The 13,893-nt window shown below is 59.1% G+C and carries 13 protein-coding genes and 1 pseudogene; 6 read left to right on the top strand and 8 right to left on the bottom strand.

The genetic code is table 11. The features are described 5' to 3' along the window. The first annotated feature begins 26 nt into the window (after positions 1 to 26). From accD to ACZ1HN_RS03245, 3 genes are all read left to right on the top strand, one after another. Positions 27 to 965 carry an acetyl-CoA carboxylase, carboxyltransferase subunit beta gene (gene accD, locus ACZ1HN_RS03255; RefSeq protein ID WP_472726468.1) on the top strand — a complete coding sequence of 313 codons (939 nt, stop codon included), beginning with the start codon at positions 27 to 29 and terminating at the stop codon, positions 963 to 965. Beyond that, on the top strand, positions 962 to 2,239 hold the full coding sequence (locus ACZ1HN_RS03250) for a bifunctional folylpolyglutamate synthase/dihydrofolate synthase (RefSeq protein ID WP_472726467.1): 1,278 nt from the start codon (positions 962 to 964) through the stop codon (positions 2,237 to 2,239). The genes accD and ACZ1HN_RS03250 overlap by 4 nt, the downstream gene beginning before the upstream one ends. 139 nt (positions 2,240 to 2,378) lie before the next feature. Then, positions 2,379 to 2,945, top strand: a complete 567-nt coding sequence (locus tag ACZ1HN_RS03245; protein WP_472726466.1) for a hypothetical protein — start codon at positions 2,379 to 2,381, stop codon at positions 2,943 to 2,945. Here the strand turns inward: ACZ1HN_RS03245 and zapE are convergent. Then, positions 2,942 to 3,997, bottom strand: a complete 1,056-nt coding sequence (gene zapE, locus ACZ1HN_RS03240; protein WP_472729267.1) for a cell division protein ZapE — start codon at positions 3,995 to 3,997, stop codon at positions 2,942 to 2,944. The two genes, ACZ1HN_RS03245 and zapE, sit on opposite strands and share 4 nt — an antisense overlap. Before the next feature lie 135 nt (positions 3,998 to 4,132). Here zapE and ACZ1HN_RS03235 point away from each other — a divergent pair, with 135 nt between their 5' ends. Continuing rightward, entirely contained in the window at positions 4,133 to 5,374 is a 1,242-nt protein-coding gene (locus ACZ1HN_RS03235; protein WP_472726465.1) for an MFS transporter, read from the top strand. Here the strand turns inward: ACZ1HN_RS03235 and ACZ1HN_RS03230 are convergent. From ACZ1HN_RS03230 to mbfA, 7 genes and pseudogenes are all read right to left on the bottom strand, one after another. Beyond that, complete coding sequence (locus ACZ1HN_RS03230; RefSeq protein ID WP_472726464.1) at positions 5,371 to 6,285, bottom strand: alpha/beta fold hydrolase; 915 nt, start codon at positions 6,283 to 6,285, stop codon at positions 5,371 to 5,373. The two genes, ACZ1HN_RS03235 and ACZ1HN_RS03230, sit on opposite strands and share 4 nt — an antisense overlap. Continuing rightward, a complete protein-coding gene (locus ACZ1HN_RS03225) occupies positions 6,282 to 7,196 on the bottom strand; it encodes an ornithine cyclodeaminase family protein (protein WP_472726463.1) in 915 nt (304 codons plus the stop codon). Before ACZ1HN_RS03225 ends, ACZ1HN_RS03230 begins: the two co-directional genes overlap by 4 nt. After that, positions 7,193 to 7,813 (bottom strand): HAD family hydrolase, encoded by a 621-nt coding sequence (locus ACZ1HN_RS03220; RefSeq protein WP_472726462.1) that lies wholly within the window; start codon positions 7,811 to 7,813, stop codon positions 7,193 to 7,195. The genes ACZ1HN_RS03225 and ACZ1HN_RS03220 overlap by 4 nt, the downstream gene beginning before the upstream one ends. Continuing rightward, positions 7,810 to 8,259, bottom strand: a complete 450-nt coding sequence (locus ACZ1HN_RS03215; protein ID WP_299203008.1) for a YaiI/YqxD family protein — start codon at positions 8,257 to 8,259, stop codon at positions 7,810 to 7,812. The genes ACZ1HN_RS03220 and ACZ1HN_RS03215 overlap by 4 nt, the downstream gene beginning before the upstream one ends. Further along, positions 8,256 to 9,086 (bottom strand): S-formylglutathione hydrolase, encoded by an 831-nt coding sequence (fghA, locus tag ACZ1HN_RS03210; RefSeq protein ID WP_472726461.1) that lies wholly within the window; start codon positions 9,084 to 9,086, stop codon positions 8,256 to 8,258. Before fghA ends, ACZ1HN_RS03215 begins: the two co-directional genes overlap by 4 nt. A gap of 101 nt (positions 9,087 to 9,187) precedes the next feature. After that, a complete protein-coding gene (locus ACZ1HN_RS03205; protein ID WP_472726460.1) occupies positions 9,188 to 10,111 on the bottom strand; it encodes an AEC family transporter in 924 nt (307 codons plus the stop codon). A gap of 28 nt (positions 10,112 to 10,139) precedes the next feature. Continuing rightward, positions 10,140 to 11,115: pseudogene (mbfA, locus tag ACZ1HN_RS03200) on the bottom strand (iron exporter MbfA). Between the two features lie 137 nt (positions 11,116 to 11,252). Between mbfA and ACZ1HN_RS03195 the strand changes: the two are divergent. Further along, positions 11,253 to 11,870: a TetR/AcrR family transcriptional regulator gene (locus ACZ1HN_RS03195; protein ID WP_299202996.1), complete on the top strand. Its 618-nt coding sequence runs from the start codon at positions 11,253 to 11,255 to the stop codon at positions 11,868 to 11,870. A gap of 73 nt (positions 11,871 to 11,943) precedes the next feature. Next, the gene (locus ACZ1HN_RS03190) at positions 11,944 to 13,602 is read left to right on the top strand and encodes a Y-family DNA polymerase (RefSeq protein WP_472726459.1); all 1,659 of its coding nucleotides are present in this window, start codon (positions 11,944 to 11,946) and stop codon (positions 13,600 to 13,602) included. Positions 13,603 to 13,893 lie beyond the last annotated feature (291 nt).

The following is a 13,893-nucleotide window of genomic DNA, read 5'->3' as shown; positions in this document are numbered from 1 at the left end:
ATGCGGAACGGCAGCAGGAAGCCCTTATGAACTGGATCACCAATTACGTCCGGCCCCGGATCAACTCGATCTTTTCGCGGCGCGAAACCCCGGACAATCTGTGGACCAAGTGCGATGAGTGCGGCACCATGCTGTTTCACCGCGAGTTGTCGGATAATCTGAACGTCTGCACCAACTGCAATCACCACATGGCGATCACGCCGCGGGACCGGTTCACGGCTCTGTTCGATGGTGGCATCTTTACCGAGGTCGAGGTGCCGGCCCCGCTGGCCGATCCGTTGAATTTCCGTGATCAGAAGAAGTATCCCGACCGCATGAAGACCGCCCAGAAGTCCACGGGCGAAGAAGAAGCGATGCTTGTCGCTGCGGGTGAGATGGGCCGCACGCCCATCGTGGCCTGTGCGCAGGACTTTTCCTTCATGGGTGGGTCCATGGGCATGTATGTGGGCAATGCCATTATCGCCGCGGCTGAAGAAGCGGTGAAGTTGAAGCGCCCGCTGATCCTGTTTTCCGCCGCCGGTGGCGCACGCATGCAGGAAGGTATCCTGAGCCTGATGCAGATGCCGCGTACCACTGTTGCTGTGCAGATGTTGAAAGAGGCGGGCCTGCCTTACATCGTCGTTTTGACCCATCCGACGACCGGTGGTGTGACGGCCTCGTACGCCATGTTGGGTGACGTGCATATCGCCGAACCCAACGCCCTGATCTGTTTTGCTGGACCGCGCGTCATTGAACAGACCATTCGCGAAAAGCTGCCTGAGGGGTTCCAGCGGGCCGAGTATCTGCTGGATCACGGGATGCTTGACCGGGTGACCAAGCGAACCGAAATGCGGGAAGAATTGATCACTATTACGCGCATGCTGATGGGTCAGCCGCCTGCCATTAAAGGCGAATTGCCTGCCCCAGAGCCCGACGCGGAGCCGGCACCTGAAGAACCTGCTGCAGAAGACGCCGCCAAGGAATGAGCGGCGGTTCCGATGCCATCCTCGCACGGATGATGGCGCTGCATCCCAAGGTGATCGACCTGACGCTGGACCGCGTGTGGCGACTGCTTGAGGCGCTGGGCAATCCGCAGAACGACCTGCCACCCGTCATTCATATTGCCGGGACAAATGGCAAAGGATCGACGCAGGCCATGATCCGCGCTGGGCTTGAGGCTGCGGGTCACAAGGTGCACGCCTATACGTCGCCCCACCTCGCGCGATTTCATGAACGTATCCGGCTTGCCGGAGAGTTGATCTCTGAACCCGATCTGACGGTCTATCTGGATGAATGCTATGCCGCCAATGGCGGGGCCAACATCACTTATTTCGAGATCACAACCTGCGCCGCCATCCTTGCCTTTGCTCGGACTCCGGCGGATTACACACTGCTTGAGGTTGGCCTTGGTGGGCGTTTGGACGCGACCAATGTCATTGATACCCCGGCGCTGACGATCATCACGCCCGTGTCTATGGATCACGAGACGTTTCTCGGGAACACCTTGGCAAAGATCGCGGGAGAGAAGGCCGGGATCATCAAGCGCGGCGTGCCTTGTATCGTCGGTCCGCAGGACGAAGAAGGGCTGGATGTTATCGAGGCGCAGGCCGCTCGCCTGGGTGCGCCTGTGCAGGCGTATGGGCAGCATTGGCATGCAGCGCCTGAACGGGATGGGATGATATTCCAGGACGAGGTTGGTCTGTTGGATCTGCCCCGTCCGGTTCTGCCGGGTGATCACCAGATCCAGAACGCCGGAATGGCCTTGGCCGCGTTGCGCCATCTTGGCTGTGATCAGGCCGCATGCCACGCTGCGGTGACGCAAGCCCATTGGCCCGCGCGGATGCAACGTCTGCGCTCAGGACCATTGGCCGAAAAAGCGTCGAAAGCTGGGGCAGAACTGTGGCTGGATGGTGGGCACAATCCTGCGGCCGGGGCGGCGCTCGCCAGTGTTTTGCGTAGCCTACCCAAACGACCCACCCACATGATCTGCGGCATGTTGAACACCAAAGATGCGGGCGGTTACATGGCGCCTCTTGCGGCTGAGGTAGACAGCCTGACGGCACTTTCCATTCCGGGTGAGGCCAATACGTTGTCTGCGGCAGACACAGCCAAGGCGGCGCGCGATGTCGGGATGGTGGCGCACGAGGCGGAAGATGTGGGTGCGGCTTTGGATGCGATCCTTGCCCGTGATCCGCATGCGCGCGTTCTGATCTGCGGATCGCTTTATCTCGCTGGTGCGGTCTTGCGCGAAAACGGGTGAAAACGCTCAACCTCTGAGCGACATGCAATCCGGTCAAATCACAGGATATTGACCAAACGGCATCGTATTTGCTACATTTAGTATAGTTTTTGGCCCCAACACGGATCAACCGTGACGGGTCTGCTTTTGGGGAAGCAGTATGTTCAGGCGTGATGATGCGACCGAAACGGTGTCGCGAGCGGCCATAGAGCCAGAGGAATATTCCTCGTCCAACATCAAGATGCTGGTGATTGCGGCGACCTTTTTGGTCGTGACAATTGGCTTGATCCTGATGCAACCGGGTGGGCCTACGATCGAACACCAGTCCTTTGCCGAGATCGCAATTGACGTTGAAGACGAGGCCGAGGTTACGCGTGCGGACACCTCCTTGCTGGAGCCGCAACCCCTACCTGCATCCGAGGCTGTCAGCCGTCAGCTGCGTCAGCCAATCCGGCTGACCGACACCGATGCGCAGCATACGGACCTGCGCAGCCTGACACGGATCGTTCTGATCGGCTTTGGATACACGCCTGCCCAAGATGACCGCTTGCAAGCGTTGCTGGTTCAGGCCCTGACCGAGGGGCAATCAAATGCCTACATCGACGCGCTTTTGAACACGGCGGCCGCACGAGGTGAGTTCACCTTGCCACGCCAGCTGACCACGACGGCGGGGCGTCTGGACACAGAAACCCTTTTGGTGGCACTGATCAGCCAGTCACAGGGTTAGGCAGCCCAATCCACACTTTGCATCTCGCGTAGGCGCGAGGCTGTGCGTTCAAATTCGAACGTACCTTCCCCTTCGAGGTATAACATTTCGGGCGTGTCGGCGGCCGAGCAAATCAGCCGCACACGCGCCTCGTAAAGCGCGTCGATCAGGGTGACGAACCGCTTGGCTTCGTTGAAGTTGCTGCGTCCCAGGCAGGGGATGTCATCTATCATTAGTGCTTTGCAGGCTTCGGCAATGGCAAGGTAGTCGGCTGGTCCCAGTGGTTTTGAACACAGATCGAAAAAGCTGCTGCGACCGATCCCGTTGCGGAACAGAGAAATGGTCACGGTGCGCCCATTGACGGTCAAATCAAGCGGATCAGCCGCTCCGCCGGACAGATCAGCCCAGATGTCATCCATCTCGGCCCGTGCAGTGGCACCCAAGGGCGTGAAATAAACCGGGCTACCAGACAGCCGGTCCTGCCGGTAATCGGTGGGCGAGGCGAGTTCCCAGACAACCATCTTGTCCTTGAGTAGGTCGATGAAGGGCACAAAGAGTTGCCGGTTCAATCCGTCCTTGTACAGATCATCTGGCACGCGGTTTGATGTTGTGACCACCACAACCCCTGCCGTGAACAGAGCCTCGAACAGGCGTCCGACGATCATGGCATCCGTGATGTCCGTGATCTGCATTTCGTCAAAAGCCAAAAGGCGAACCGATGCTGCGACGTCAGCAGCAACGGGGGCTATCGCATCGTCTACGCCACGTTTGCGTGCTGCGTGCATCGCCGCATGGATTTCCTGCATGAAGGCGTGGAAGTGGACGCGCCGGGCAGGCACATCAAGCCGGGATGCAAAAAAATCCATCAGCATGGATTTGCCACGCCCTACACCACCCCAAAGGTAAAGCCCCTTGGGTGGCTCGGGCGCCTTGCGAAACAGCCCCTTTTTGACCGGCGCTGCAAGGGCGGCGCGGATGCGCTCGAACTCGGGCAGAACAGCCAGTTGCGCAGCGTCGGCTTGCAATTCGCCATTGTCTACAAGCGCCTGATATTCAGTCAGCAAATCAGTCATTTCCCCGTGGTAGCGTGCAGGTTCGTCCATGGGAAGCATGGTCAGTTCAGGAATGGTTAAGTGCGGCGCAGAATTCCTGATTTGACGCAGGCCATCACGTCCATACAGTCACCGCATACGTTTGAGGGATTTCCCATGACCACCCGCACCCCTATCTTTACCCCCGTTCTGATCGTGGGTTGCGTCATCATCATGGTCAGTTTCGCGGTGCGCGCGTCGTTCGGTGTATTCCAGATCCCGATTGCCGAAGAGTTCGGCTGGCTGCGGACCGAATTCTCGCTGGCCATCGCGATCCAGAACCTTGCCTGGGGCATCGGCCAGCCGATCTTTGGCGCGATTGCCGAGAAGATCGGCGATCGCAAGGCGATCCTGATGGGTGCCGTGATTTATGCGGTGGGCCTCGTGTTGAGTGCCGGGGCAACCACACCCATCGAACATCAACTCTATGCCTGGTTGGTTGGATTTGGTGTTGCTGGCACCGGCTTTGGCGTGATCCTTGCCGTTGTGGGCCGCTCCAGCAGCGATGAAAACCGGTCCATGTCCCTTGCTATCGTGGCGGCCATGGGGTCGGGCGGCCAGATCTTTGGTGCGCCGGTGGCTGAATGGATGCTAAGTTTCATGCCATGGCAATCGGTGTTCCTGTGGTTTGCGCTTGCTGTCATTTTGCTGGTGTTGACCTTGCCAGCGATGCGCGTACCGGCGATGGCAACGAAGGCGGAGCTGGAGGAATCGCTTGGTCAGGTTCTGATCAAGGCTTTTCGTGATCCATCATATACCCTGATCTTCCTCGGTTTCTTCTCATGTGGTTATCAGGTCGCGTTCATGACCGCCCACCTGCCCGCCTTTGTGACCGAAGTGTGTGGTCCCATCGTCCCGGGTGGCATGCTGCACAACATTGGTATCACAACGACGTCAGCCTTGGGTGCGGTTGCGCTGTCATTGATCGGCTTGGCGAACATCGCAGGCACGTTGCTGGCAGGATGGGCGGGCAAGCATTTCCCCAAAAAGTATCTGCTGGCGGGTATATACGCGGGCCGGACCGTTGTGGCCTCCCTTTTCATCATCTTTCCGATGACACCGATTACTGTCATCGTCTTTTCCATTTCCATGGGTGCGTTATGGCTGGCGACGGTACCGCTTACATCGGGGTTGGTCGCACATATCTACGGCTTGCGATACATGGGAACGCTCTATGGCATCGTTTTCTTGAGCCACCAGCTGGGGTCGTTTTTGGGTGTCTGGTTGGGTGGTCGTTTGTACGATCTTTATGGGTCGTATGAGCAGGTGTGGTGGATTGGCGTGGCAATCGGTGCGTTCAGCGCGGTCGTGCATCTGCCGATCCGCGAACGGCCCTTGGCTCCGCCCGCCACCGCCTAACCACGCGACGACCGGATTGCGTCCAGCACAGCCTCTGTGTGCGTGTGGGGGAGGCCATGCCCTGCGCCATGTATCATTGCCTGCTGCGCGGCCGAGTTCCAATCGGCCAGAGTGTCTTTGCAGGTCAGTGGGATCACATCATCCTGATCGCCCCAGACGGCCAGAACGGGAACGCCAGCGGCGGCGATGGCGCGGTGCTGGTCTTCGCAAGGTTTTCTCAGCAGCCCGCGCAGGCTGGACAAGACAGCGGGAAAGTACCCCCGGCGCCCGGTTTCTTCCTGTTGCAGATCATGGATGCCCTCAACCGACGTCGGCAAATGCGCTTCGGATGCGATCCCGCGGCGGACTTCCCAGGGGTAGGCGGCCAGGAAAAGCCAATCGCCGATCACTGGAAGGTCGCGGGCAAGGGCAATCTTGCGTCCTCCCAGTTCGAACATTCCTGCCGGGGCCAGCAGGATCAGTTGTTTGATCCGCTGGGGATGTCGCGCGGCGAAATGGGCTGCAATCGCTCCGCCCATCGAATAGCCAAGGACCGTCAGGGGATTGCCCACATCCTCATGTGCCAAAAGGTCGGTCAGTTGTTGGTCAAAGAAATCGGCATCCTGTTGTCCGCGCGTTCGGTCCGAGTATCCGCGGCCATACAGGTCATAGATCAGCACCCGGAACCCCATCAGCGCCAACCCCTTGGCCATGCCGTACCAGACAAAGGACGGTGTGGTCAGGCCGTGAATGCACACTGCCACTGGGCCACGTTCAGGGCCTAACCATTCAAAATGTGTTGTGCCTTGCGAAAGCAACGCGAACTGACCTGGTGCCTTGGCCCGCAAGCCATCGGTCATGCCGGTGCGTGTGAGTTCCGTCGTAAGCGGAATTGCCAGCAGGCCAAGCAGAACCAGCGTGACCCACATCATTTTGCCGTCCACCGATCCAGAATATAACGGCTGGTCATAAGGTCGAGATGCGCGCCGCCCCCGTTCTTGAACAAGGTGATGTCGTCCGGCCCGCGTTGAAACGCATCCAGATCATAATAGTCGGCCAGCAGGTGGTCGCGGGCGATTGTACCCGCCTCAATCGGTATTTTCACCTCGCCAATATGTCCGATGGTGGTGTCGAAACTGTCAACAAAGACGCGGGATTTCAGCAGGGCTGTGTCGTCAACCTCGCGCATGTCGGGGCGGTAGGCGCCGATCAGGTCGATATGTTGACCGGGTTGCAGCCAATCGCCCTGGATCAGCGGTTCGGTCGACATCGTGGCGCTGGTGATGATGTCGGCGCTGCGCACCGCTTGTTCCAAATCATCGGCCACGGTCAGCATCGGGCGCTCGGTTGCCATGGCCAAAGCATTGGCGCGGGTGCGGTTCCAGACTTGGAAATGTGCGTCGGGAAAAGCGGCCGAGTAGGCGTCGTGCAGTGACCGCCCCACCGTTCCTGCCCCGACGATCAGGATGTTTTTGCTGTCTGGGCGCGCCAACCTGCGTGCGGCCAGCAGGCTGTCGCCCGCCGTCTTCCACTTAGTCACCAGATGAAAATCGATAATTGCCTGCAGTGTCCCATCGCCGTCGGAATACAGGTTTACACCGCCATTGATCATCGGTGCACCGCGACCGGGATTGCCGGGAAATACTGTAGCCGTCTTGACTGCCATGCCCATCCCGTCGATCCATGCTGCCCGGCTCAGCAGCGTATCTGGATCGCGGTAGAGAAATGTGTCCCCAATCTCGGCTTTGGGTAGATCGTGCCCAGCGGCCAGCGCGTCGGTCAAGCCGATCCAGTCCAATAAGGCCTCGCCCTCGGCAAAAGGGATGAACGGAACGGATGTCACGCCGCCTCGCTTTCGGTCAGCAGCCCCTCTGCGACAAGACGTTTGGCCCAGCCTTCGGGGCCATCGAAATGGTGGGTCCGCCACCCGCGCGCTTGTGCGGCGTCGATATTGTCGGCGCGATCATCCGTGAAAATCAGGCTGTCGCCGTTCAACCCGCTGGTCTGCTCCAGCATCTCGTAGATGGTCGGGTCGGGCTTGATGACCTGCATGTGGCCCGAGATGAAATCGCGGTCGAAATCGTTCAGAAAATCGTAGCGCGTGGCGGCAAAGTCGTAGCTGCCGATCCCAAAGTTCGTCAGAGAGAAGACAGGGACGCTTTTAGTCTGTAGCGCCTTCATCAAGCGAACGGAGTGGTCGATGGCAGGCGAGGCCATCTCGATCCAGCGGTCATGCCACATGCAGATCTCGTCTCGCCAACCGGGATACTCTTCGGCTGCGGAATAGATCGTTTCCTTGAAAGGATGCCCCATGTCGACCTTGTCGTTCATGCCGTGCAGATCGACCTGATCAAACATCGCGCGGCGGCGCTCTTCGCCGATCACGCTGTCATAGAAGCGCTCGGGTTGCCATTCGATCAACACGTTGCCGATGTCGAATACTACAGCTTTGATCGTCATCGTTTGGCTGCCCTTAGTTCTCGTTCCAATGCGTCCAGAAAACGCGATCTGTCCGCCTTGGTAAAGCCTTTGCCGCCGCCCTGCCGAAACGGGTCTGCCGCGCGCAGGTCTGCCATCAGGTCGCGGGTGGCCAGCACGTTGCCAATATTTGCCTGTGTCAGCGCTTCGCCATTGTGCTTTAGAACCCGCGCGCCAGCTTCCACACATTTGGCGGCAAGGGGGATATCGCCGGTGATCACCACGTCGCCGGGACCAGCCCGCTCGGCGATCCACATGTCGGCAACATCAGGGCCGTCTGGGACGATAACGGTCTCTACCAAAGGATTTTGTGAGGGGCGCAGTCCGCCATTAGACACCACTTTCATGGGGATCTTATGCCGGGTGGCGACCCGCTCTGCCTCTGCCTTCACAGGACAGGCGTCAGCGTCGATGTAGAGCGTTGTCATGCCCAAAGGTGTTCTGCGTGGAAGGCCACATGATCTTCCATGAAGGTCGAGACAAAGAAATACGAGTGGTCGTATCCGGGCTGCATCCGGAACTGGATCTGCTGGCGACGGGCTGCAGCGGCTTCTGCCAACGCCTCGGGTTTCAGCAGGTCAATGAACTGGTCATCGGTGCCTGTGTCGATCAGCATCGGGCCATCGAAGCCATGTGCGCGCATGCACCGGGTCGCATCATGGGGTGACCAAAGCTCTTCGTCGGTGCCCAGATATGCAGTCAGTTGCTTACGCCCCCAATCGCTGGCGGTTGGGTTGGTGATGGGCGAAAAGGCGGAGACCGATCGGAACTGTCCCCGCGGGGACATCGCCATGGTCAGTGCGCCATGCCCGCCCATGGAGTGTCCGGTGATCGATTGGCGGTCCATGTCGAGGGCAAAATGCTCACCCAGCAAAGTGGGCAGTTCTTCCATCACGTAGTCCCACATACGGTAGTGCGAGCCCCATGGCTTTTCGGTCGCGTTCACATAGAACCCCGCACCCTTGCCCAGATCATATCCTTCGTCGTCTGCCACATCATCGCCGCGTGGCGAGGTGTCGGGGAAGCAGAGCGCGATCCCGTGTTCAGCCGCCCACGCCTGTGCCCCGGCCTTGGTCATGGCATTCTCATGCGTGCAGGTCAGGCCCGACAGATACCACAGCAAGGGCACCGGCCCGTCCTTGGTCTCTTCCGGCAGGAACAGTCCGAATGTCATGTCACACGAGCAGGAGGATGAGGCGTGGGTGTAAACCCCTTGGGTGCCGCCGAAGCAGGCGTTTTCGGATTTGGTTTCCATGGGCGTAATCCTTTCGTTGCTCTATCGCTATCTGGCGGTGGGCCGTGCGGCAAGTTTCGGGAGCCTCCGGCGGAGAGTTTATTTGGCAAGATGAAGGAGGCTCAACTGATCCAGGCAATAACTGCAGTCAAAGTTGCGACACTGAGTGTCGTTGAGACAAGGATAGCTGCCGAGACTCGTTGTGGGGCAACGCCGTAGTGCTGCGCGAGCATGTAGATGTTGCCCGCCACAGGCATTGCTGCGCAAGCGATGATCATGGCCGCGCCGAAAGGTTCAACGCTGAACAGGAAGATCGCCGAAAACGCGACAAAGGCGGGGTGCAGCACCAGTTTGCAGAAGCTGAGCCAGCCCGCGATCTGGATGCGTTCGGTCGATTTTGACGCAAGCGAGGCCCCGATGGCAAAGAGTGCGCCGGGTGTGGCGGCACCACCCAGGATGCTCAGAAAATCATTCATAGGGTCAGGGATCGGGATTTGCAGGCCGGACCACGTCAGGCCAAGCGCCATGGCAACGATCATCGGGTTTTTGATCAGCCCCATGCCAATGGTCTTGAAGATCGCCGGAGACATGCGCCCGTCGCGCCCAACGGTGATCAGGATGACGATCAGGCTGGAAAAGACGATCAGGTCGGTGGCCAGCACCAGCATGACCGGGCCAATGGCTTGCGGGCCAAAGAGGAGCGCCAGCATTGGCAGGCCTAGGAACCCTGCGTTTCCAATGACGGCGCATTGCGCTTCGACCGCGTTGGTTTGGACGTCGAGGCCGCGCAGGAAGCCGACCAACGTCGCAATGCCGTAGACGAACGCCGTTCCCCAAAGGTAGGCCGCGACCAAACGCCCATCCCAGACCTGTGCCAGTTCCAGATTGGCCGCAAAGCGGAAGATCATCGCAGACAGCGCGAAGTAGAATACGAACTTGGTCAGGTACGCGGTTGCCTCTTCCGTGAAAAATCGCGTGCGTCCGGCCCAGTATCCAAGGCCGATCAGGGCAAAAAAGGGCAGGGTCTTCAACAGGATCGGCAGCATGGGTCAGGGATAGCGCGTGTTGCGTTGCCTATCCACTGCCGATAAGTACCCCTGCCGCAAAAACAAGAGCCCCACCCACGACCACTTGCAGAGTCGCGCGCCAAAAAGGTGTGTCCATATACTTGTTCTGGATCCATGCGATGGCCCACAATTCGACAAATACGACGAAGATCGCGGTGATGGTGGCTGTCCAGAAATCGGGAATCAGGTAAGGCAGCGCATGACCCAGCCCGCCAACCGTCGTCATGATGCCGGACGCAAAGCCGCGTTTGATGGGTGAGCCGCGTCCCGAGAGTTCGCCATCATCGGATGCGGCTTCGGTAAATCCCATCGAGATGCCTGCGCCCACAGACGCGGCCAGACCCACAAGGAACGTGGTCCATGTGTCTTGGGTCGCAAAGGCCACGGCAAAGATGGGTGCGGAGAGTCGAGACCGAGCCATCCATCAGACCGGCAAGGCCCGGCTGGACATAGGTCAGTATGAACTGGCGCCGTTCCTTGTTGTCCTCTTCCGTCCGGGTGTCGGGATCAAGGTGGGTCGCCTCCAGTGTTTCGGCCTTGGCTTCGTGGCCAGCCTCGGCCGCGGCAAGATCGCCAAGCAACTTCCGGGTGGCCGCGTCGGATGATCGGGCGGCGGCAGCAGTGTAGAAGCGTTCGGCATCACGCTCCATTGCTTCAGCCTCTGAGCGGATACGCGCGAGGCTTAGGTTTTCAACCAGCCAGACGGGTTTGCGCGCGTAGTAGCCGGACACATGTTCGCGCCTGATCAATGGGATTGTTTCGCCGAACCGGGCGCGGTGCAGATCGATGAGGCGGTGGCGATGACTGTCTTCCTCAAGCGCCATCTCCTCGAAGATCGCTGCGCTGGCGGGATAGTCTGTGCGCAGTCGTTCGGCATAACCCCGGTATATGCGTGCGTCGTCTTCTTCGGAGGAAATGGCGAGGGCCAGAACCTCTTGTTCCGACAAGTCTCTGAAGCGTTTGCGTTGGATGGTGAAGCGCATGTGGCTGCCTGCTTCTTTAGAACTGTTCCAAACAATGAAGGCGTTCCTTATGAATGATGCAACGTCGTTTGTCGTTTTTTTATAGAAACTGAACGGAACAGTTTATATTGTGCGGTGTCTCTCATGCAGGAATCTCGATGAACGACGCGACCCCGATTGTCCGCAAAGGCCGGAAATTTGACCAAGTGCTGGATGGTGCACGCGACGTTTTCATGGTGGATGGGTTCGAGGGGGCGAGCGTTGACGATATTGCCCGCGCTGCCGGGGTCAGCAAAGCGACGCTATATAGCTATTTCCCGGACAAGCGGCTGTTGTTTATGGAAGTCGCCAACATGGAATGCGCGCGGCAAAGCCAGTCTGCCGTGGATTTCATCGATATGAATGCCGCCCCGCGAGATGTGTTGTGTCAGGCAGGTAAACATTTTCTGCGATTCATCACTTCGAAGTTCGGGCAACAGATTTTTCGCATATGCGTGGCAGAGTCGGATCGTTTTCCAGAGATCGGACGCGCCTTTTACAAGTCTGGCCCTGAACGTATGCGGGCCGTGATGGGGGAGTACTTCCGCGCTGCGGTTGAACGCGGTGACCTTGATATCGACGATTTTACGTTGGCTGCTGATCAGTTTGGCGAGTTGTGCAAAGCTGACGTTTGGCCGCGTCTGATGTTCGGTGTGGTCGATACGGTGTCGGATGCAGATATCGACCGGGTTGTGGATAATGCAGTCCAGACCTTTCTGGCCCGCTACGGCACCTGATCTCCAGATCTGATTGCTCGACTCTGACAGGCGACTCAGCGTATTCAGAATTGGAACAAATGTAGAACATCTCATGTCTAATCGCCGTATCCTGTCCATCTGGTTCCCCCGGCTGGGGGCCGAGCGTCTGATCCGTCGCCAACCCATGCTGGGGGATCGGCCTGTGGCTGTGGTTGAAGAACATCACAACATGCAGGTCATTACATCCTTGAACGGGATGGCGCAGGCGGATGGCTTGCAGATTGGGCAGCCCGTACGGGACGCGCATGCCATGTGTCCGGGGCTACTGACATTTCCCCGGAGCCCACAGGGTGAGACGCAATTCCTGGAAGCGCTGCAGCGCTGGGCGAGCCGCTTCAGCCCGTGGGTAGCGCCCGAGGATGAAGATGCACTGGTGGTGGACCTGACCGGTTGCGCGCATCTGTTCGGAGGCGAAGAGCGGTTGATGCAGGTCGTACAGGACGATTGCACTGATCTGGGGTTGAGCGCGCTGATAGGGCTGGCTGATACGCGGGGGGCGGCATGGGCTTTGGCCCGGTATGCCGGTAAGGCGACAGGGTCGGATCGATCAGGGGATTCCATTGACCAGGAGGCTCGTGCCACGCGGTCGCGTGCGGGCAAGCGGCGGCATTGGACCAAGGGAGGCTCTGCCCCTGCAGTGACTGCCCAAGCCCCGGACATCAGGCGGATTGCGCAACCGGGTCAAACGTATAGTGCGCTGTCCCCCTTACCAATTGCTGCACTGCGGTTGGAGCCTGATATGACAGCACAATTGGGCCGCCTTGGGCTGCGTCGCATCGGGGATTTACTAGGTCAACCGCGCGCCGGGCTGGCGCGCCGCTTTGGCCGGGGGGTGGTTTTGCGATTGGATCAGGCGATGGGCAGCGCGCCCGAGCCTGTGTCGCCGGCCAAGCCGCCTGATCATTTTGCAGTCCGGATGACCTTGCCTGACCCCATTGGGCTGGTCGAAGATGTTATGGCGGCCATAGACCGTGTGCTGCCCCGCCTATGCAAGATGCTGGAGGACAAGGGCAAAGGTACGCGGCAGGTCATGCTGCAAGCCTATCGAAGTGACCATGCGGTCGAGATGGTTGAGGTGGGTTTGGCCCGTCCCAGCCATGACCCACATCGCATCCGCCCTTTGCTGGAAATGAAGATCGAGGACATCGATGCAGGCTTTGGGATTGATATGATCCGCTTGCTGGCTGTGCAGGTCGAGCCCGTACATGATGCCATGACCGTCGGCCACCGCGAGGCGGGCGCGGCGGTGCAGGCGCGTTTGAACAATGCCAACGCCATGGACGATTTGATCGGGCGACTGGGTGCGCGTGTCGGGTTGGACGCGATCCGGCGCTTTGAACCTGCGGACAGTCATATCCCCGAGAAGTCCCATAAAATCATGGCGGCTGCGTGGTCGACGCCACACAAGGGCCCCTGGCCACGGCCGACCAATCCGCGGCCTTTGTTGTTATGGCACCCCGAGCCTGTGCACGCCCCTGCGACGCCCGAATTGCCCGAGGCATTCCGGTGGCGCAGTATGGATTTGAAGCGGCACCGTGCCATCGGCCCGGAACGAATTGCACCGGAGTGGTGGCTCGACGACCCGAACTGGCGGTCAGGCACACGTGACTACTGGATCGCTGATACAGAGGACGGACAGCGGCTGTGGTTGTTCTATGCACACGGTGCTGCAATGTCGCCGGGGTGGTTTTGTCAGGGATCTTTTGCTTGAGCGCATGGTGAGGTTAACACAGGCTTCCAGATCGCGAGCCATCGTCTCCAATGATGTCCATCCCGCAGTCATGGGCTCTTGTCATCCTGCAGGCAACGCTTCCTTCTGGGTGTCAAAGTCATGGGCGTATCAGCATTGGTAAGCTTGCTTCGAGCAGTTCCGAGAGGTGTCTGAATACCTTTGGGCGATTTCCGGCCAACAGGCGCATCACACTGCGTCGGCGGCTTGTCGAACGGGTGGTCACAGTTCATACAGAAGTTGCATGCGGCACTACGCCGTCGGTCAATTTTC

Source organism: Tateyamaria sp. GN1-10, from assembly GCF_055693845.1.
Note: the sequence above shows the minus strand (reverse complement) of the source record. Positions and strands in the feature narration are given on the sequence as shown.